At 62.5% G+C, this 19,221-nt stretch carries 17 protein-coding genes; 16 read left to right on the top strand and 1 reads right to left on the bottom strand.

All coding sequences use genetic code 11. From position 1 onward, the window contains the following. Nucleotides 1-369 precede the first annotated feature (369 nt). From AC0L2M_RS17035 to AC0L2M_RS17000, 8 genes are all read left to right on the top strand, one after another. The gene (locus AC0L2M_RS17035) at nt 370-1,608 is read left to right on the top strand and encodes an ABC transporter substrate-binding protein (protein WP_473535427.1); all 1,239 of its coding nucleotides are present in this window, start codon (nt 370-372) and stop codon (nt 1,606-1,608) included. A gap of 114 nt (nt 1,609-1,722) precedes the next feature. Further along, a complete protein-coding gene (locus tag AC0L2M_RS17030) occupies nt 1,723-2,616 on the top strand; it encodes a carbohydrate ABC transporter permease (RefSeq protein ID WP_023797405.1) in 894 nt (297 codons plus the stop codon). After that, nucleotides 2,609-3,544 (top strand): carbohydrate ABC transporter permease, encoded by a 936-nt coding sequence (locus tag AC0L2M_RS17025; RefSeq protein ID WP_473535426.1) that lies wholly within the window; start codon nt 2,609-2,611, stop codon nt 3,542-3,544. The genes AC0L2M_RS17030 and AC0L2M_RS17025 overlap by 8 nt, the downstream gene beginning before the upstream one ends. A 2-nt stretch (nt 3,545-3,546) precedes the next feature. Then, nucleotides 3,547-4,644: an ABC transporter ATP-binding protein gene (locus AC0L2M_RS17020; RefSeq protein WP_473535425.1), complete on the top strand. Its 1,098-nt coding sequence runs from the start codon at nt 3,547-3,549 to the stop codon at nt 4,642-4,644. A 55-nt stretch (nt 4,645-4,699) separates the two neighbouring features. Beyond that, the gene (locus AC0L2M_RS17015) at nt 4,700-5,446 is read left to right on the top strand and encodes a sugar phosphate isomerase/epimerase family protein (protein ID WP_473535424.1); all 747 of its coding nucleotides are present in this window, start codon (nt 4,700-4,702) and stop codon (nt 5,444-5,446) included. Between the two features lie 12 nt (nt 5,447-5,458). Next, nucleotides 5,459-6,619 (top strand): Gfo/Idh/MocA family protein, encoded by a 1,161-nt coding sequence (locus tag AC0L2M_RS17010; RefSeq protein WP_473535423.1) that lies wholly within the window; start codon nt 5,459-5,461, stop codon nt 6,617-6,619. 123 nt (nt 6,620-6,742) lie between these two features. Continuing rightward, complete coding sequence (mgrA, locus tag AC0L2M_RS17005; RefSeq protein WP_128173478.1) at nt 6,743-7,789, top strand: L-glyceraldehyde 3-phosphate reductase; 1,047 nt, start codon at nt 6,743-6,745, stop codon at nt 7,787-7,789. Between the two features lie 142 nt (nt 7,790-7,931). Continuing rightward, on the top strand, nt 7,932-8,336 hold the full coding sequence (locus AC0L2M_RS17000) for a Fur family transcriptional regulator (protein ID WP_023797411.1): 405 nt from the start codon (nt 7,932-7,934) through the stop codon (nt 8,334-8,336). Nucleotides 8,337-8,587: 251 nt separating this feature from the next. Here the strand turns inward: AC0L2M_RS17000 and polA are convergent, their stop codons facing one another. Continuing rightward, nucleotides 8,588-11,554, bottom strand: coding sequence for a DNA polymerase I (gene polA, locus AC0L2M_RS16995; RefSeq protein ID WP_473535422.1), 2,967 nt, complete (start codon nt 11,552-11,554; stop codon nt 8,588-8,590). A 402-nt stretch (nt 11,555-11,956) separates the two neighbouring features. Here polA and AC0L2M_RS16990 point away from each other — a divergent pair, with 402 nt between their 5' ends. The 8 genes from AC0L2M_RS16990 to AC0L2M_RS16955 all read left to right on the top strand — a co-directional run bounded on the left by AC0L2M_RS16990 (nt 11,957) and on the right by AC0L2M_RS16955 (nt 19,015). Continuing rightward, nucleotides 11,957-13,342, top strand: coding sequence for a M20/M25/M40 family metallo-hydrolase (locus AC0L2M_RS16990; protein WP_473535421.1), 1,386 nt, complete (start codon nt 11,957-11,959; stop codon nt 13,340-13,342). Nucleotides 13,343-13,453: 111 nt separating this feature from the next. Continuing rightward, on the top strand, nt 13,454-14,074 hold the full coding sequence (locus tag AC0L2M_RS16985; RefSeq protein WP_023797414.1) for a ribonuclease D: 621 nt from the start codon (nt 13,454-13,456) through the stop codon (nt 14,072-14,074). A 51-nt stretch (nt 14,075-14,125) separates the two neighbouring features. Further along, nucleotides 14,126-14,374, top strand: coding sequence for a hypothetical protein (locus AC0L2M_RS16980; RefSeq protein WP_023797415.1), 249 nt, complete (start codon nt 14,126-14,128; stop codon nt 14,372-14,374). Between the two features lie 105 nt (nt 14,375-14,479). Continuing rightward, a complete protein-coding gene (locus tag AC0L2M_RS16975) occupies nt 14,480-14,734 on the top strand; it encodes a GlsB/YeaQ/YmgE family stress response membrane protein (protein WP_023797416.1) in 255 nt (84 codons plus the stop codon). Nucleotides 14,735-14,760: 26 nt separating this feature from the next. Further along, on the top strand, nt 14,761-14,907 hold the full coding sequence (locus AC0L2M_RS16970) for a hypothetical protein (protein ID WP_023797417.1): 147 nt from the start codon (nt 14,761-14,763) through the stop codon (nt 14,905-14,907). A gap of 207 nt (nt 14,908-15,114) precedes the next feature. Further along, nucleotides 15,115-15,504 carry a hypothetical protein gene (locus AC0L2M_RS16965; protein ID WP_023797418.1) on the top strand — a complete coding sequence of 130 codons (390 nt, stop codon included), beginning with the start codon at nt 15,115-15,117 and terminating at the stop codon, nt 15,502-15,504. A gap of 449 nt (nt 15,505-15,953) precedes the next feature. Beyond that, entirely contained in the window at nt 15,954-18,206 is a 2,253-nt protein-coding gene (locus tag AC0L2M_RS16960; RefSeq protein WP_473535420.1) for a transglycosylase domain-containing protein, read from the top strand. Nucleotides 18,207-18,262: 56 nt separating this feature from the next. After that, complete coding sequence (locus AC0L2M_RS16955) at nt 18,263-19,015, top strand: SDR family NAD(P)-dependent oxidoreductase (RefSeq protein ID WP_065010150.1); 753 nt, start codon at nt 18,263-18,265, stop codon at nt 19,013-19,015. The last annotated feature ends 206 nt before the right edge of the window (nt 19,016-19,221 follow it).

Below are 19,221 nucleotides of genomic sequence, written 5' to 3'. Positions count from 1 at the left end.
GCGCATAGCAGTTGCCGTGCAGGTCGGCAATCGGTGATGAACACCCTATATACTGAAACGTTACAGATTGTCACTTGCCATCGCGCAGCGGCCAGTAAAAGCTAGCCTGGATGAGCGGCGCTCCGTTCGACGCAAAGTCGGTGTGTGTCGGCAAGGCTTGCCGCTGAGCAAGGTTTTGCCGAATTTCACGCATTGCAGCATCATCTTTGCAAGGCAACCTGCCTTGCTGCGGTGCAGTAGGCGGGCATTGCGCGGCGGGTTTGTTCGCGGCTCGAAAAAATGCCGAGCTGCTCCTGTTCGGGGGTTGCGCGTTTCCAACAATTGCCGTATCGAAAATCTGTAACGTTTCAGATTCTGGGAGGAGCCGAAATGCGATACCAATTCATGTCCGCTGCGTTGGCAGTGACAACCGCGCTGCCATTCGCCGGCCCGGCGGCAGCGACCGATCTGGAAGTCACCCATTGGTGGACTTCGGGCGGCGAGGCGGCGGCGGTCGCCGAATTCGCCAAGGCGTTCGACGCGACAGGCAATCATTGGGTCGACGGCGCTATCGCCGGCTCCGGCGGCACGGCGCGGCCGATCATGATCAGCCGCATCACTGGCGGCGACCCGATGGGCGCCACCCAGTTCAACCACGGAAGGCAAGCGGAAGAATTGGTGCAGGCCGGTCTGATGCGCGATTTGACCGAGCTCGCCACCAGGGACAAGTGGGCGGAAATCGTGCAGCCGAAGAGCCTGCTGGACGGTTGTACCCTCGACGGCAAGATCTATTGCGTGCCGGTCAACATTCACTCCTGGCAGTGGCTGTGGCTGTCGAACGCGGCCTTCGAAAAGGCCGGTGTGCCGGTGCCGAAGAATTGGAATGAATATGTCGCGGCCGCCCCCGCGCTGGAGAAGGCAGGCATCATACCGCTGGCGGTCGGCGGGCAGCCTTGGCAATCCTCGGGCGCCTTCGACGTGCTGCTTACGGCGGTCGGCGGCACGGACGCTTTCTTGAAGGTCTATCGCGACAAGGATGCCGAATTCGCCGCCGGGCCCGAGGTCGCGAAGGTATTCAAGGCCGCGGACGATGCCCGCAAGATGGCGAAGAACACCAATGTGCAGGACTGGAACCAGGCCACCAATCTCGTCATCTCCGGCAAGGCCGGCGGCCAGATCATGGGCGACTGGGCGCAGGGCGAGTTCCAGGTTGCCGGGCAGACCGCCGGCAAGGACTATACGTGTCTTCCCGGCCTTGGCCTGAACGAGGTCATCGCCACCGGCGGCGATGCCTTCTACTTCCCGCTGCTGCAGGACGCGGAAAAGTCCAAGGCGCAGGAAGCGCTGGCCGAAACGCTGCTCGATCCCAAGACGCAGGTCGCCTTCAACCTCAAGAAGGGCTCGCTGCCGGTCCGCGGCGATATCGACCTCAAGGCGGCGAACGACTGCATGAAGAAAGGGCTCGACATCCTGGCCAAGGGCAGCGTCATGCCCTGGACGGACCAGCTGCTGTCGCAAGACACCCAAAAGCAGAAGGAGGACCTTTTCTCCGAGTTCTTCGCCAAGCCGGACATGACCGTGGAAGAGGCGCAAAAGCGCTTCGCCGACATCGTCGCCTCAGCGGACTGACGATCGACGAACCGCTCGCTCCCGGCCCGCGACCGCGGGGCCGGGAGCTCCGGGTCAAGTCTTGACCCTTGGCCCTGACCCTTCGGCCTTACCCGATCCAGCCCGGCTGTGCAGATGAGCAAGAGCGAACGCCCCAACCAACTCTTCCGCAACCTTAACGCCAAGGTCGCCTCTATTCCGATGGTCCTCACCGCACTGGTGATCTTCGTCGGCGGCAGCGCGTGGACGGTGCTCTATTCCTTCACCAATTCAAAACTGCTGCCGCGGCTGAACTTCGTCGGGCTCGACCAGTATTATCGGCTGTGGTCGACGCCGCGCTGGCTGGTCTCGATCGAGAACCTGCTGGTCTACGGCGTGCTGTCGCTGGTGTTCTCTCTGGTCATCGGCTTCATACTGGCGGCGCTGCTCGACCAGAAGATCCGCTTCGAGGACACGTTCCGCACCATCTTCCTCTATCCCTTCGCGCTCTCCTTCATCGTCACCGGTCTGGTCTGGCAGTGGCTGCTCAACCCGGAGTTCGGAATCCAGGGGGTGGTGCGCGGCCTCGGCTGGGAAAGCTTCAGCTTCGATCCGCTCTACAATTCCGACATCGTCATCTACGGCATCCTGATCGCCGCGCTCTGGCAAGGCACCGGCCTCATCATGTGCCTGATGCTGGCGGGCCTGCGCGGCATCGACGAGGATATCTGGAAGGCCGCGCGGGTGGATGGGATACCCACCCTGAAGACCTATCTGTTCATCATCATCCCGATGATGCGACCGGTCTTCATCACCGCGCTGGTCATCATCGCTGCCGGCATCGTCAAGGTCTATGACCTGGTTGTCGCACAAACCAGCGGCGGTCCCGGCATCGCCTCCGAAGTGCCGGCCAAATATGTCTATGACTACATGTTCTTCGCCCAGAACCTCGGCCAGGGCTTCGCCGCCTCGACCATGATGCTGCTGTCGGTGGTGGTCGTCATCGTTCCCTGGGCCTATCTCGAATTCGGAGGCAAGAAGCGTGGCTGACCTTGCCGTTCCCCTGCCTGCCGGTACGGGCTCTATCGGGCTTGAGGCATCCGGGCCGCGAGGGCCGAAGCCGCGGCATGTGTTCTCGCGCCGCAACATCTTCCTCTACGGCACGCTGATCGTGGTGGCGCTGTATTATCTGCTGCCGCTCTACGTGATGGTGGTGACATCGCTCAAGGGCATGCCGGAGATACGCCTCGGCAACATCTTCTCGCCGCCGCTCGAGATCACCTTCGAGCCTTGGGTGAAGGCCTGGTCCAGCGCCTGCACCGGCCTCAACTGCGACGGGCTCTCGCGCGGCTTCTGGAATTCGGTGCGCATCACCGTTCCGTCGGTCATCCTGTCGATCGCCATCGCTTCGGTGAACGGCTACGCGCTTGCCAACTGGCGCTTCAAGGGAGCCGATACTTTCTTCGTGATCCTGATCGTCGGCGCCTTCATTCCCTATCAGGTGATGATCTATCCGATCGTCATCATCCTGCGCGAGATCGGCCTCTACGGCAGCCTAAGCGGCCTGGTGATCGTCCATTCCATTTTCGGCATGCCGATCCTGACGCTGTTGTTCCGCAACTATTTCACTTCCATGCCGGAGGAACTGTTCCGGGCGGCGCGCGTCGACGGCGCCGGCTTCTGGGGCATCTATTTCCGCATCATGCTGCCGATGTCGCTGCCGATCTTCGTCGTCGCCATCATCCTGCAGGTGACCGGCATCTGGAACGACTTCCTGTTCGGCGTCGTCTACACCCGCCCCGACACGTATCCGATAACGGTGCAGCTCAACAACATCGTCAACTCGGTGCAAGGCGTGAAGGAATACAACGTCAACATGGCCGCCACCATCCTGACCGGCCTGGTGCCGCTCGTCGTCTACTTCGTTTCCGGCAAGCTTTTCGTGCGTGGCATCGCCGCCGGCGCGGTGAAAGGATGATGATGAGAAGACTTGAAAATCCCAGCGTTTCGATCCAGGACCTGACGCTGAATTTCGGCGCTATCTCGGTGCTGGAAACCCTCAACATCGATGTCGCCGAGGGTGAGTTCATCGTGCTGCTCGGGCCGTCCGGCTGCGGCAAGTCGACCCTGCTCAACTGCATCGCCGGCCTGCTCGACGTTTCGGACGGCCGCATCTTCATCAAGGGCAAGAACGTCACCTGGGAGGAACCCAAGGACCGTGGCATCGGCATGGTGTTCCAGTCCTATGCGCTCTACCCGCAGATGACGGTGGAGAAGAACCTGTCGTTCGGGCTGCGCGTTGCCGGCATTCCCAGGGACGAGATCGCCAAGCGCATCGCGCGGGCCGCCGAAATCCTGCAGATCGAGCCGCTGCTGCAACGCAAGCCGTCGGCGCTTTCGGGCGGCCAGCGCCAGCGTGTGGCGATCGGGCGGGCGCTGGTGCGCGACGTCGACGTCTTTCTGTTCGACGAGCCGCTCTCCAACCTCGACGCCAAGCTGCGCGCGGAATTGCGCGTCGAGATAAAACTGCTGCACAGCAAATTGCAGAACACCATGATCTATGTCACCCACGACCAGATCGAGGCGATGACGCTGGCCGACCGCATCGCGGTGATGAAGGGCGGCGTCATCCAGCAGCTCGACGCACCGCAAAAGATCTACAATCGCCCGGTCAACCGTTTCGTCGCCGGCTTCCTCGGCTCTCCGGCAATGAATTTCCTCGACGGCCGGCTGGAGAAGGACGATGGCAACTGGCACTTCGTCGCCGAGGAAGTGCGGATCCCGCTTGCCACCTACGCTTTCGAAAAGGAGCCGGTGCCGGGAGCGGCGGTGTTCGGCATTCGGCCCGAGCATGTCGCGTTCAACAGCGGCACTGGATGGCCGTTCACAGCCACGGCAAATGTCGTGGTCGTCGAACCCATGGGGTCCGACACGCTGGTCTGGCTAAAGCTCGGAAATCAGAATTTCACCGTGCGGGTGACATCTGAGCGCACGCCAAACAACGCCGACACCGTGAGCATCGGTTTTGACCCGATGCGCGCTTCGCTGTTCGACGCTGCCACCGGCACTCGCCTGTAACACCCCGAGAATTCACCCTCCAAGCACATCCATCCCCAGAGAACGGACAGAGACGATGAATTGGTCATTCCAACTTTACAGCGCCCGCAACTTCCAACCCTGGGTAGGGGTGCTCAAGATGCTGGGCGAGCTCGGCTTCGCGCAAGTAGAAGGGTTCGGCGGCGTCTATGACGACCCCGCGGCATTTCGTGCCGAACTCGACAAGAACGGCCTCGCCATGCCGACCGGCCATTTCTCGATCGATGCGCTCGAGAACGATTTCGACGGCGTGCGCAAAATCGCCGACGCGCTCGGCATCACGCTGCTCATCTGCCCCTATCTGGTCGCCGAGAGCAGGCCGACCGATGCGGCCGGCTGGCGCGGCTTCGGCGAACGCCTGGCCAAGGTCGGCGAGACGGCTGAAAAGGCCGGCTACGGCTTTGCCTGGCACAACCATGATTTCGAGTTCAAGAAGCTTGCCGACGGTTCGGTGCCGCAGGACCACATCCTGGCGGCAGCGCCCGACATCGGCTGGGAGATGGACGTCGCCTGGGTGGTGCGCGGCGGCGACGATCCGCTGCCCTGGATCGAGAAGCATGGCAAACGCATCGCCGCCGTCCATGTCAAGGACATCGCCAAGCCCGGCGAGGGCCTCGACGAGGACGGCTGGTCGGATGTCGGCCACGGCACGATCGACTGGGCCGGTCTGATCCAGGCGCTGCGCGCCAAAAGCGCCGCCAAATACTACGTCGTGGAACACGACAACCCCTACGATATCGAGCGCTTCGCCCGCCGCTCGATCACCGCCGCCAAGACCTATTAGGAGCAAACCAGCATGGCAAGAAAACTTGGGGTCGGCGTCATCGGCTGCGGCAACATCTCGAAGGCGTATTTTTCGCTGGCGCCGCTGTTTCGCGGCATCGAGATGCGCGCCTGCGCGGATATCAACATGGATGCAGCCAAAGCGCGGGCGAAGGAGTTCAAGCTGCGCGCCGAGACAGTCGAAGGACTGCTCAAGGCCGGCGACATCGACATCATCGTCAACCTCACCGTTCCGGCGGTGCACTATGAGGTGTCGAAACAGATCCTCGATGCCGGCAAGCACGTCTATTCGGAAAAGCCGTTCGTGCTGTCGGTCAAGGAAGGGCTGGACCTGAAGAAACTGGCGGAGAAAGACGGACTGCGCATCGGCTCGGCGCCGGACACTTTCCTCGGCGGCGCGCACCAGCTCGTCCGCAACCTTATCGACAGTGGCAAGCTCGGCAAGATCACCAGCGGCACATGCCATGTGATGAGCCATGGGATGGAGCACTGGCACCCCAATCCGGATTTTTTCTTCCAGCCTGGCGCTGGTCCGGTGCTTGATATCGGACCCTATTACATCACCAACCTGATCCAGCTGATCGGGCCGGTGAAGCAGGTGGCGGCCTTCGCTTCGATCCCCTCGACAGAACGCACGATCTCGTCCAAGCCGCGCGCGGGCGAAAAAATCCTGGTCGCGACGCCGACGACCATCCACGGCGTGATGGAGTTCGAGAATGGCGCCGTGGTGACGCTCAATACCAGCTGGGACGTGTGGAGCCATGGCCATGCGCCGATGGAACTCTACGGCGAATTGGGCACGGTGTTTTTGTCGGATCCGAATTTCTTCGGCGGCGACGTTCGCTTCACCGATGCCGCCAAGCCGGTCAAGAAGCTGCCAAAGTGGAAGCATCCATTCGGCGTGGCCAACCAGATGCATTCGCACGGCATGATGGCCAACTACCGCACCGCCGGTCTCGCCGACATGGCGCTGGCGATCACGGAAGGACGGCCGCATCGCTGCTCGATGGAACTGGCGCTGCATGCCGTCGATGTGATGACCGGCATGTTGCGGTCGGGCGCGAGCGGAAAGCTCGTTGCCATGCAGACCACCTGCGAACGGCCTGCGGCACTGGGCGTCAAGGACGCGGAAGGGCTGTTGGCGAAGAAGAAAGGCCTGTTGGCAAAGAAGTAGCATAAGCGCTTCAGCGATCCCTCTCCCCATAGAAACGGCGAGAGGCTAAGGGTGAGAGGCAGAGCCGACTCACCCTTTTCGCGGTGGCAACTGCCGGGCTCGCTTTTGATTTGAGGATCTCCCATGCCCTATGTGCCCGCCGAAAACCGTTACGAGAACATGGTCTACAATCGCTGCGGGCGATCCGGCCTGAAATTGCCAGCGATCTCGCTCGGGCTCTGGCACAATTTCGGTGACGACACGCCGCACCGGACCAAGCAGGCGATCGCGCGCAAGGCCTTCGATCTCGGCATCACGCATTTCGACCTCGCCAACAATTACGGCCCGCCGCCCGGTTCGGCGGAGACGGCTTTCGGCGAAATCCTGCGGACGGATTTCTCCTCTTTTCGTGACGAGCTGATCATCTCGACCAAGGCCGGGTATGAGATGTGGGCCGGACCCTATGGCGAGTGGGGCGGGCGCAAATATGTGCTGGCCAGCCTCGATCAGAGCCTGAAGCGGATGGGGCTCGACTATGTCGACATCTTTTATTCGCACCGCTTCGACCCTGATACTCCGCTGGAAGAAACGATGGGCGCGCTCGATCACGCGGTGCGCTCGGGCAAGGCGCTTTATGCCGGCATCTCCTCCTACAATTCGCAGCGCACGCGCGAGGCCGCCGACATATTAAAGCAGCTCGGCACGCCTTGCATCATCCATCAGCCGAGCTATTCGATGCTCAACCGCTGGGTCGAGGACGACGGTCTGCTCGACACGCTGGAGGGGCTCGGCGTCGGCTCGATCGTGTTCACGCCGCTGGCGCAAGGCATGCTGACCGACAAATATCTCGGCGGCATCCCTGAGGGCAGCCGCGCCAGCCAGGGCAAGTCGCTGCGGCCGGCCTTCATCAACGACAAGACCATCGTCAACATCAAGGCGCTGAACGCCATCGCCGGCCGACGCGGCCAGACGCTGGCGCAGATGGCGCTGGCCTGGGTGCTGCGCAAGGGCCGGGTGACCTCGGCGCTGATCGGCGCCAGCCGGCCGGAACAGGTCGAGGATTGCGTCGGCGCGCTGAAGGCGCTCGATTTCAGCGATGCCGAACTCGCCGAAATCGACACCTACGCGCGCGAGGCCGACATCAATCTGTGGGCCGCCTCCGCCGAGCGCAAGGGTCCGCCACGCAAGTGATTCAGGGCAATCACTTCAGGTTTGCGGCGCCGGCACAGAAACAGTAGCAAAAAGGCCGGTTCGTCGCTATCTGGAGAGAATTGAAGCCGCTTGCATGCGGAAAATGACGAGCAACCGGCGCAAAACGGGTTGGAACAGGATCATGGCGGCAAGGGATGTGCTGACGAAAAACCAGTTGTGCGTGCTCGAGAAACTCGAGGCCGCCAGCGGGCCGCTCAGCGCCTATACATTGCTCGACCAGCTTCGCGATCGGGGTTTTCGCGCCCCGCTGCAGGTCTATCGCGCGCTCGACACGCTGGTGAAGTCCGGCTTCGTGCACCGGCTCGAAAGCCTCAATTCCTTTGTCGCCTGCGCCGAGCCGCACGACCACAGCCATTCGATGACCGCCTTTGCCATCTGCGACACATGCGGGCAGGTGACCGAATTCTCCGACCATGATGTCGGGCACCGGCTCGACGAATGGGTACGCTCGACCGGCTTCGCCGCCAAGAAGGCGGTGATCGAGTTCCGCGGCACCTGTGCCAAATGCCTGGCCGAGGCGGCTTAAGGGCCGGTTGTGCCGTGACCTAGCGGTGGAAGCCGGAGGGACAGCGCCCCCCTCTGTCCTGCCGGACATCTCCCCCACACGGGGGGAGATCGGCCATTACCGGCTTTCGCCAATCTCCAACGGAGCAAGATGGTTGCAGCGCCGAAGCTGCCAATCTACCCGTCGTGGGGGAGATGTCCGGCAGGACAGAGGGGGGCGCGAAGGATCGCTACAGATTGCAACTGGTCGGCCGCGGACATCCGCATGAGGCGCTAATGCGCCTCTTCCCAATTGTCGGCGGCGCGGGCGTCGACGTGCAGCGGCACGGACATCGACACCGCCGGCATCGCGGCGTTCTCCATCACATGACGCACGACGGGGATCGTCGCCTCGACCTCCGCTTCGGCCGTCTCGAAGACCAGTTCGTCATGCACTTGCAGCAGCATGCGGGCGGACAGCTTCGCCTTTTCCAGCGCTTCGTCCATGCGGATCATGGCGCGGCGGATGATGTCGGCCGCGGTGCCCTGCAGCCGGGCGTTGATCGAGGCGCGCTCGTTGAAGGCACGGACCGACGGGTTTGACGACCGTATCTCCGGGTAGTGGATGCGGCGGCCGAAGATCGTTTCGACATAGCCGTATTCGCGGGCATAGGCCTTGGTCGCGTCGATATAATCGCGGATGCCGGGGAAGCGTTCGAAGTATTTCTTGATGTAGGCGCCGGCCTCTTCGCGCGGAATCGACAGCTGGTTGGCCAGGCCAAAGGCGGAAATGCCGTAGATGATGCCAAAATTGATCGCCTTGGCGCGGCGGCGTACCTCCGAGGGCATGCCCTCGACCGGCACGTTGAACATCTCCGAGGCGGTGATGGCGTGGATGTCGGCGCCGTCGGCAAACGCCTGCTTGAGCTGCGGGATCTCGGCGACATGGGCGAGCACGCGCAGCTCGATCTGGCTGTAGTCGGCGGAAACCAGCTTGTTGCCCTTGTCGGCGATGAACGCCGTCCGGATCTTTCGCCCCTCGACGGTGCGTACCGGAATGTTCTGCAAATTGGGATCGGAGGACGACAGCCGGCCCGTCGTCGTTGCGGCAAGCGCGTATGAGGTGTGGACGCGCTTCGTATCGGGATGGACGAAACCGGGCAGCGCATCGGTATAGGTCGATTTCAATTTGGTCAGCTGGCGCCAGTCGACGATCTTGCGCGGCAGCTCGTGGCCTTCTGCGGCGAGGTCTTCCAGGAGCTGGGCCGAGGTCGACCATTGGCCGGTCTTGGTCTTGGAGCCGCCGGGCAGGCCCATCCTGCCGAACAGGATGTCGCCGAGCTGTTTTGGCGAGCCGATATTGATGCGCTCGCCGACGAGCTGGTAGATCTCGTCCTCCAGCCGCGCGGCGCCCTGTGCCAGCTCGCCGGAGAGCCGCGACAGGATCTCCCGGTCGACGGAGATGCCGCGCTGCTCCATCCTTGCCAGAACCGGCACCAGCGGCCGTTCCAGCCGCTCGTAGACCGAGACGAGGCCCTTGGCGGCAAGCCGCGGCTTCAGCACCCGCCAGAGCCTGAGCGTCACATCGGCATGCTCCGCGGCATAGGCGGTTGCCTTGTCGATGTCGACCTGGTCGAAGCCGACGAAGCTTCGTCCAGAGCCGGCCAGTTCCTTGAGGGCAATGGTCGAGTGGCCGAGCCACTTTTCCGACAGGGCCGCCATGCTGTGGCCGCCGGACGTGCCTGCGTCGAGCACATAGGAAATCAGCATGGTGTCGTCGAAGGGGGCGATATCGATGCCGTGGCGGCTCATGACGACGAGGTCGTATTTCAGCTCCTGAACGATCTTGAGAACCGACCTGTCCTCCAGCAACGGCTTCAGAATGGCAAGCGCATCACGGATCGGAATCTGGTTTTCGACCACTCCGCCGCCGAGCAGGTCGCCATTGCCGCGTTTGTGGGCGAGCGGCACATAGGCGGCGCGACCGGGCGCAGTGGCTATGGACAGGCCGATCAACTCGGCCTGCATCGGATCGGCTGAATTGGTCTCGGTGTCGAAGCCGACGATGCCGGCCTCCATCGCCACGGCCACCCATGCCTTCAACACTTCAGTGTCGCGGATGGAGACGTAGGCGCTGGTGTCGATCTTGCTGGCGGTGGCGTCCTCGAAGCGAAGCGCCGAGAGAAGCGATGGGGTGTCGCCTTGCGTGGGTTCCACCTTGACGGTGGCCGGCACCGCTTCCCCGGCTTCGTCTGTCACTGTGCCCGCCGCGCTTTCGGCGGCGCCCGGCACGCCAAACCCCATATCGGGACCATGCGCGGTGTCGGCGCGCTCGATCATGACGGGCATGGCCTTGACGTCAGCCGCTTCTGTTCCGGTTGCTTCCGCCACGCGGCGGGTCAGCGAGGAGAATTCCATCGTCTTGAGGAAGCCGATCAGCCTTGGTCCGTCGGGCGGGTGCAACACGAAATCATCGAGCCCGCCGTTCAACGGCACGTCGTTCTTCAGCGTCACCAGTTCACGCGAGATGCGCGCCTTGTCGGCATTGGCGATGATCGATTCGCGGCGCTTGTCCTGCTTGATCTCGGTGGCACGGGCGAGCAGCGTATCGAGATCGCCGAACTGTTCCAGCAATTGCGCCGCCGTCTTCGGCCCGATGCCGGGCACGCCCGGCACATTGTCGACCGAATCGCCGGTCAGCGCCTGCAGGTCGATCATTTTTTCCGGCGGCACGCCCCATTTCTCGATCACCTCGGGAACGCCGATCTGGCGGTCCTTCATCGGGTCGTACATGGCGACCGAAGGGCCGACCAGCTGCATCAGATCCTTGTCGGAGGAGATGATGGTGGTGTCGGCGCCGGCTTCGCAGGCAAGCCGGCAATAGGTGGCGATCAGGTCGTCGGCCTCGTAGCCTTCCGTCTCGAGGCAGGGCAGGTTGAAGGCCCTGGTCGCCTGGCGGATCAGGCCGAACTGCGGGATCAGATCTTCCGGCGGTGCCGAGCGGTTGGCCTTGTATTCGGGGTAGAGGTCGTTGCGGAAGGTTTTCGACGAATAGTCGAAGATGACGGCGAAATGCGTCGGCACGATGCCGACATCGGTGTTGCGGGCGTCCTGCGTCAGCTTCCACACCATGTTGCAGAAGCCGAGAACGGCACTGGTCGGCAGCCCATCGGATTTGCGGGTCAGTGGCGGCAGCGCGTGATAGGCACGGAAGATGTAGCCGGAGCCGTCGACAAGGAACAGATGATCGCCTTTTTTCATGGGACGAAGGGATAGCGCGGCGCGGCGTCGTGGTCCATGCCAAAGGCGGCCTCAACCACCGGTTCCGGCAACATCCCTGACACGTCGATCCGATCACGGGTATGTTACGAAAGTGTAATCTTCGTGCCCTTGAATCGCCACGTTCGGAGACACAGATAAATGCCATCGGCATTTTTCGCCGAGGTCCGGAGCAAGGCCCGTCCCCCGCCTATCCCGGACACTTGCGGCAGCCTATCCCCCCTCTCCGGGCTGCCGCATCCTTTCGAGTAAAGGCCGCCGTGGTTCCCCTCCACCACGGCGGCATTTTTTTGCCTTTCGGTGCCCGTGGTCCAACGACCGCCGGCTTTTCGTTTCTGCCTCGCAGCTTTAGGGTTGCCGCTCAGAATCGAAAGGTTTGATAAAATGTCCAGAATTTCTCCCGTCCTCGACCGCCTCGACAAAAATCTCGACGAGAGCCTGGAGCGCCTGTTTGGCCTGCTCAGGATAAAGTCGATCTCCACCGATCCATCCTATGCCGCAGACTGCCGCAAGGCGGCGGAATGGCTGGTGGCTGAGCACGAGCTGATCGGCTTCGACGCCAGCGTGCGAGACACGCCAGGCCATCCGATGGTGGTGGCGCACCATGACGGGCCGGCAGGCGCGCCGCATGTCCTGTTCTATGGCCATTACGACGTGCAGCCGGTCGACCCGATCGAGCTCTGGGAAAGCGATCCGTTCGCACCTTCGGTAAAGCAGATCGAGCCCGGCCGCCAGGTGATCACGGGACGTGGTTCGGCCGACGACAAGGGGCAGTTGATGACCTTCGTCGAGGCTTGCCGCGCCTGGAAGCAGGTGCATGGCGGGCTGCCGTGCCGCATCACAATTCTGTTCGAGGGCGAGGAGGAGTCCGGCTCGCCATCGCTGAAGCCGTTCCTCGAGGCAAATGCGGCCGAACTCAAGGCCGACTTCGCCCTCGTCTGCGACACCGGCATGTGGGACCGCGATACGCCGTCGATCTGCGTCGCGCTGCGCGGTCTGGTCGGCGAGGAGATCACGGTGAAAGCCGCCGACCGCGACCTGCATTCCGGTCTCTACGGCGGTGCTGCCGCCAATCCGATTCGCATCCTGGCCAGGATCCTGGCCGACATCCACGACAATGACGGCCGCGTCACCATTCCCGGTTTCTATGACGGTGTCGAGGAGACGCCTTCGCAGATCCTGAAGTCGTGGGAGGCGCTCGGCGAGACCGCTGAGACGTTCCTTGGGCCCGTCGGCCTGTCGATCCCTTCCGGCGAACACGGCCGCTCGGTGCTCGAACTCACCTGGGCGCGGCCGACTGCTGAGTTCAACGGCATTATAGGTGGCTATACCGGCAAAGGGTTCAAGACGGTGATCGCGGCGGAAGCCTCGGCAAAAGTGTCCTTCCGCCTCGTCCACAAGCAGAACCCGGAAAAGATCCGCGCCGCTTTCCAGGCCTTCGTCAGGGAGCGCATCCCGGCCGACTGCTCAGTCGATTTCCACCCGCATGGCGGCTCGCCGGCGATCCAGCTTTCCTACGACTCGCCATTTCTCGCCAAGGCCAAGGACGCGCTGTCCGACGAGTGGCCGAAGCCGGGGGTGACCACGGGAAGCGGCGGCTCGATCCCGGTGGTCGGCGATTTCCAGACTTATCTCGGCATCGAATCCTTGCTTGTCGGTTTCGGGCTCGACGATGACCGCATCCATTCGCCGAACGAGAAATACGAGATGAGTTCCTTCCACAAGGGCCAGCGCTCGTGGGCGCGCATTCTCGACGCGCTGACACGCTGAGAGGGCCAGACTGCAACTTTCTGTTGATTTTTCATCGGATCGCGGCGAGGACGGGATAGAGCGACGCCGCGCCCAGTTGGACGCACGAATGGGCCGCGACCGGAGAAGACGATGAGCGATATCCGCTTCCACAAGAACGACCTGCCCGGGCTCTTGCACTACGACGTCGGGGCGGTCGCGATCGACACGGAGACGCTGGGGCTCAATCCGCATCGCGACCGGCTTTGCGTGGTGCAGATCTCGCCGGGCGACGGTTCCGCCGACGTCATCCAGATCGCGCCCGGCCAGAAGAAGGCGCCAAACCTCGTCAGCCTGCTCAGGAACCGCAGCATAACCAAGCTGTTCCATTTCGGCCGTTTCGATCTCGCCGTCCTCTACAACGCCTTCGGCGTAATGCCAGAGCCGGTGTTTTGCACCAAGATCGCCTCGCGGCTGACCCGAACCTACACCGACCGGCACGGGCTGAAGGACATTTGTTTTGAGCTTCTCGGCGTCAGCCTGTCGAAGGCGCAGCAATCGTCGGACTGGGCGGCGGAGACACTGTCGCCCGAACAACTCGAATACGCAGCCTCCGACGTGCTTTACCTGCACCAGCTGCGCGATGTGCTGACGATGCGGCTGGCGCGCGACAACCGGACCAAGGAGGCCGAGGCCTGCTTCCGCTTCCTGCCGACGCGTGCGAAACTCGACCTGATGGGCTGGGATGAGGCAGACATCTTCGCCCACAGCTAAGTGGAACCAGGCGTTCGCCTCGACGTTCTATCGATCGATGGAGGGGATGAAATGGCTGCCAGAAAACCAATCGAAACAGCACCCAGGGATGGCTCCAAGGTCACCGTCTACTGGAAGGACAGCGACGGGGTGATGAACGAATCCATCGCGCAGTACAGGTCGCTCGACCGGCTGAAAGCGGCCGGCGGCGACTGGGACGAGAACGACACCGGCTGGTGGGCCTATACGGACGGTCATACGCAAAGAAAGATCGAGCCGATCAGCTGGCGGCCTGCATCCGGGGATGACGACGGCGAATGACGCCGCTGGCGGCGCCGGCTTCTTTCCAATAGGTTGGACCTGTTGCAATCGGAGGTCGATTCGGAGCTTTCCGCTCCGCGACCATTCGCTCGGGAGGGATCTGCAATGGGTACTGAGAGCCTGCTTGTCTTCATCATCATCGGCGCCATCGCCGGCTGGCTCGCCGGCTTGATCGTCAAGGGTTTCGGCCTCGGCCTGATCGGCAATATCGTCGTCGGCATCGTCGGCGCCTTGATAGCCGGCTTGCTCTTCCCAAGGCTGGGATTCGCCATAGGCGGTGGCATACTTGCCTCCATTATCCACGCCACGATCGGCGCGGTGATCCTGCTCGTGCTGATCAAGCTGGTGAAGCAGGCCTGATCCTGCGAAGCACATCAAGGCGCGCCATGAAACAGAACATGCTCTATCTCGTCATCGGCGCGCTCGTCGTCGTGGTCATCGCGCTCGGCATCTATGTCTATCGCGAGCAAACCAGGCCGGAGGGCGTGGAACTGAAGATCGACGACAAAGGCATTTCGATCCAGCAGAACTGAGCGGCGTTGGGGTGGCACGGCAGAGGTGCCGATGATCTAACCCTATCAGGCCGAGAATTGACGATTAGGCAGGGGCCGCTCCATCCTTCGATGCACCCGGATAGAAGCCAAGCCGGATATGGAATGAGAGTGACGTATCGACACATTCGCGGTATGATCTTGGTACAGGGAGTTTGGGGCCAACCCACCTACTATTAGGAGGTTGCCATGAGGCACCAAACACTGGACCAACTGCATACGGTGGCAAAGGTACACAGAGACCCAACACCTCCTGCAATGGACCGAACCCAGCGTCTCGAACGTTGGTCAAAACTTCTTGAACGGCAGCCCAACCGACTCCTCACCGCACTTATCGGGACCGAATATCGTTCGTCACCCGAGCGCGACATTATGCGTGGCGAAGGCTCGCCAATATCGGTTGCCTTCGAGGATTCGGTCCTGCGCGATGAGGGGCTGAAAGACGATACTTATGGCGAAGCAAAGCGTTTCTTCGAATTGACCGACGATGAGCTCCACGAAATTGTCTGCTACTGCCATGTGGGCGAGACGATGCAATCATCCTGGGCAGCGCTTTCCGTTCGTGCTGCGATTGGCTAACGCATGATCCCCAGTTCGCGTAACTTTGGTAACAAGGTCATGCGTAGAGTCAATGGGTTAGAGCGCGATCGAACGCACTTACCGATCGCGCTCTAATGACGAGCATAGATTGCGGCTACCTTGCTATTGGCGGTCCGCGCCGAACGACTGCGGCTGGGCAGTTGATGCCGAAATGCGAGAACGCTCCGCCGTCTCGCGATAGACGCCATTGTTGCCGACCGCCAGGAGCAAGGAACGGAGCGGTGACGTGCCGTAACGCATTGAACTAACTTTGAACCATTTAACCCGCCCTTAAATCGCCGCATCTACTCTTCACCCCGAACGCCATGGAGCGACGTGCGTCCGTTCGGACGCACAGAGTGCGCTCTACGACTTTGAAGCTTCGCATCGGCCCGAAAATTGCGAGTTTCGGGCCGATGCGATAAGCATCGGGACAGACAGCACAGCGCATGGCGAACCGCAGAGACAGCCGCATCGAACCGAGCTTCGAGGGACCGCCACGGGCGAAATCCTCGGCCGGTTTTTCGGTGAGCGAGGAGGATCGCGTCGTGCCGAGCAACCGCAAGACCTCTGCAAAGCGCCAATCGGCCAGGACAAAAGCGTCGCGTCGAGGACGCGGCAAAAGCCGGCGCGGCCTGTTCGGCGTGCTCGGCCGGTTGGCCTACTGGTGCTTCGTTCTGGCCATCTGGGGCGGCATCGCCACCGCCGGCATCGTTGTCTATTACGGTGCGAAAATGCCGGCGGCCACCACCTGGGCCATTCCCGACCGCGCACCCAATATCAGGATCGTCTCCGTCGACGGAAAGCTGCTTGCCAATCGCGGCATGAGCGGCGGCGAAGCCGTCGGCCTGCATGAAATGTCGACCTATATTCCCGAAGCCGTCATCGCCATCGAAGATCGCCGCTTCTATTCGCATTTGGGCATCGACCCGATCGGTCTGTCCAGAGCCATGGTGGCCAACGTTGTCGGCGGGCGTTTTTCGCAGGGCGGTTCGACGCTGACCCAGCAATTGGCGAAAAACCTGTTCCTGACACCCGATCGCACGCTGGAACGCAAGGTGCAGGAAGTGCTTCTGGCGCTGTGGCTCGAGCACAAGCACACCAAGGACCAGATCCTCGAAATGTATCTCAACCGGGTCTATTTCGGCTCCGGCGCCTATGGTGTCGAAGCGGCCTCGCGCCGCTATTTCGGCAAGAGCGCGCGCGACGTCACGTTGCCGGAGGCCGCGCTCCTCGCCGGCCTGTTGAAAGCGCCGTCGCGACTGTCTCCGGCGCGTGACCCGAAGGCCGCCGAGCGGCGCTCGCAGCTTGTTCTCGCCGCCATGCGCGACGAAGGCAAGATCAGCGCCAAGGAACTGACCACGGCGATGAGCGCGCCGGCGTCGCGGGTGGCATCCTACTGGACGGGCTCGGAAAACTACGTCGCCGACGCCATCGTGGAAGAACTGCCCGACCTGATCGGCGACGTGCGCGGCGACATCATCGTCGACGCCACCGTCGACCTGACGCTGCAGAAGCTCGCCGAACAATCGATCCGCCGGCTGATCGACGGCAGCGGCAAAAAGCTCAATGCCAGCCAGGGCGTGCTGGTGTCGATCGACAATTCCGGCGCGGTACGCGCCATGGTCGGCGGCTATGATTATTCGACCAGCCAGTTCGACCGCGCCTCGGAGGCGCGCCGCCAGCCCGGCTCGGCGTTCAAGCCCTTTGTTTACATGGCGGCGCTGGAAGCCGGCCGCACGCCCGACAGCGTGCGCAATGACGCGCCGATCAAAATTGGCAAATGGACGCCCACCAATTACGGCGGCAAGTATTTCGGCAAGGTGACGCTGGCGACGGCGCTGGCGAAGTCACTGAACTCGGTGGCCGCCCAGCTGACCATGGAAGTCGGGCCTGACGCGGTCGTCGAGGCGGCGCATCGCATGGGTGTCCAGTCCGACCTCACGGCCAACACCTCGATCGCGCTCGGCACCTCCGAAGTGACACCGCTGGAACTGACGTCGGCCTATGTCCCCTTCGCCAATGGCGGCTACCGGCCGGATGTCCATTTCATCCGCCGCGTGACGACAGCCGGCGGCAAGGTGCTCTACGACAACAATGGCGGCGCCCCGCGCGTCATCAAGCCCGAGATCGTCGGCATGATGAACTCTATGATGATGGGCACCGTTGAAATCGGCACTGCCAGGAAGGCGGCCTTTGCCTGGCCGGCCGCCGGCAAGACCGGCACCAGCCAGAATTCGCGCGACGCCTGGTTCATCGGCTATACCGCCAATCTCACCACCGGAGTCTGGTTCGGCAATGACGATGGCGGTCCGATGAAGAAGGTCACCGGCGGCGCGCTGCCGGCGCAGGCCTGGCATGAGTTCATGGTCGCCGCGCACGAAGGCGTGCCGGTGCGGCCGCTGCCCGGAACATGGCGGTCGACGCCTGCCGATACGATCGTGCAGGACGAATTACCGCCCAACACGGCGCAACCGGCGCCGGTGCCGTCCGCTTCGGTTGGCCAATCCGCGCCGTCCGCCCAAAAAGCGTCGCCGCCTCGCGCCGTGCGTCCCGCCGAAACGGTCGATGCCGGCGGCTTCGGCATGCCGGGCGGTGGCGGCACCACCGCATCGATCAAGCGCCCGGTGCCGCCCGCCGATGTCGGCGGCCCGGTCAAGAAGCGGCAGACCTCGATCCTCGACATCCTCACCGGCGGCTGACCCCTCGTCATCGTTGCCGTGTTCCGCTACATCTGCGGGTTAAAGAGAGATCGTGAATGGCCGAGACCGACACCAGAAAGACCATCGTGCTGACCGGCGCCAGCCGCGGCATCGGCCACGCTACGGTCAAGCGCTTTTCGCGCGAAGGCTGGCGCGTCATCACCTGCTCGCGCCAGGCCTTTGCCGACGACTGCCCGTGGCCGGCCGGTCCGGAAGACCACATCAAGGTCGATCTCGCCGACCAGGAGGATGTCGGCATCGCGATCTCGGAGATCCGCCATCGGCTGGAGGCGCATGGCGGCCAACTTCATGCGCTGGTCAACAATGCCGGTATCTCGCCGAAGCTCAAGGACGGCAACAGCCGCATGAATTCGATCGACACGCCGATGCATGTCTGGCGCGACGTGTTCCAGGTGAATTTCTTCGCGCCGATCATGCTGGCGCGGGGATTGTTCAGGGAATTGGCGTCGGCCAAGGGCTCGATCGTCAACGTCACTTCGATCGCCGGCACTCGCGTGCATCCCTTCGCCGGCACCGCCTATGCGACGTCGAAGGCGGCGCTCGGCTCGCTGACGCGCGAAATGGCGCATGATTTCGGCCCGCACGGCATCCGCGTCAACGCCATCGCACCTGGCGAGATCGACACCGCGATCCTGTCACCGGGCACGGAAAAGATCGTCGAGACGATTCCGCTGCGGCGGCTGGGCACCACGGCGGAAGTCGCCGACATCATCTTCTTCCTGTGCTCACAGCAGGCGTCCTATGTGACGGGCTCGGAAATCCACATCAATGGCGGCCAGCACGTGTGAGCTTTTGATCGATCGTTGAGGCTGCCCCTCATCCCCCTGCCGGGACCTTCTCCCGAAAAAAAATGGGGAGAAGGGGCTTGACCGCAACGCTGGCGACCCCCTCTCCCCGTTCTTCACGGGGAGAGGGTAAGGGTAAGGGTAAGGGTAAGGGTAAGGGTAAGGGTAAGGGTAAGGGTAAGGGTAAGGGTAAGGGTAAGGGTAAGGGT

Source organism: Mesorhizobium sp. WSM4806 (assembly GCF_055811635.1).
Note: the sequence above shows the minus strand (reverse complement) of the source record. Positions and strands in the feature narration are given on the sequence as shown.

Coding starts and splice junctions, on each gene's coding strand:
- AC0L2M_RS17035 (WP_473535427.1), top strand. CDS start 370: ATGCGATACCAATTCATGTCCGCTGCGTTGGCAGTGACAACCGCGCTG.
- AC0L2M_RS17030 (WP_023797405.1), top strand. CDS start 1,723: ATGAGCAAGAGCGAACGCCCCAACCAACTCTTCCGCAACCTTAACGCC.
- AC0L2M_RS17020 (WP_473535425.1), top strand. CDS start 3,547: ATGAGAAGACTTGAAAATCCCAGCGTTTCGATCCAGGACCTGACGCTG.
- AC0L2M_RS17015 (WP_473535424.1), top strand. CDS start 4,700: ATGAATTGGTCATTCCAACTTTACAGCGCCCGCAACTTCCAACCCTGG.
- AC0L2M_RS17010 (WP_473535423.1), top strand. CDS start 5,459: ATGGCAAGAAAACTTGGGGTCGGCGTCATCGGCTGCGGCAACATCTCG.
- mgrA (WP_128173478.1), top strand. CDS start 6,743: ATGCCCTATGTGCCCGCCGAAAACCGTTACGAGAACATGGTCTACAAT.
- AC0L2M_RS17000 (WP_023797411.1), top strand. CDS start 7,932: ATGGCGGCAAGGGATGTGCTGACGAAAAACCAGTTGTGCGTGCTCGAG.
- polA (WP_473535422.1), bottom strand. CDS start 11,554: ATGAAAAAAGGCGATCATCTGTTCCTTGTCGACGGCTCCGGCTACATC.
- AC0L2M_RS16990 (WP_473535421.1), top strand. CDS start 11,957: ATGTCCAGAATTTCTCCCGTCCTCGACCGCCTCGACAAAAATCTCGAC.
- AC0L2M_RS16985 (WP_023797414.1), top strand. CDS start 13,454: ATGAGCGATATCCGCTTCCACAAGAACGACCTGCCCGGGCTCTTGCAC.
- AC0L2M_RS16980 (WP_023797415.1), top strand. CDS start 14,126: ATGGCTGCCAGAAAACCAATCGAAACAGCACCCAGGGATGGCTCCAAG.
- AC0L2M_RS16975 (WP_023797416.1), top strand. CDS start 14,480: ATGGGTACTGAGAGCCTGCTTGTCTTCATCATCATCGGCGCCATCGCC.
- AC0L2M_RS16970 (WP_023797417.1), top strand. CDS start 14,761: ATGAAACAGAACATGCTCTATCTCGTCATCGGCGCGCTCGTCGTCGTG.
- AC0L2M_RS16965 (WP_023797418.1), top strand. CDS start 15,115: ATGAGGCACCAAACACTGGACCAACTGCATACGGTGGCAAAGGTACAC.
- AC0L2M_RS16960 (WP_473535420.1), top strand. CDS start 15,954: ATGGCGAACCGCAGAGACAGCCGCATCGAACCGAGCTTCGAGGGACCG.
- AC0L2M_RS16955 (WP_065010150.1), top strand. CDS start 18,263: ATGGCCGAGACCGACACCAGAAAGACCATCGTGCTGACCGGCGCCAGC.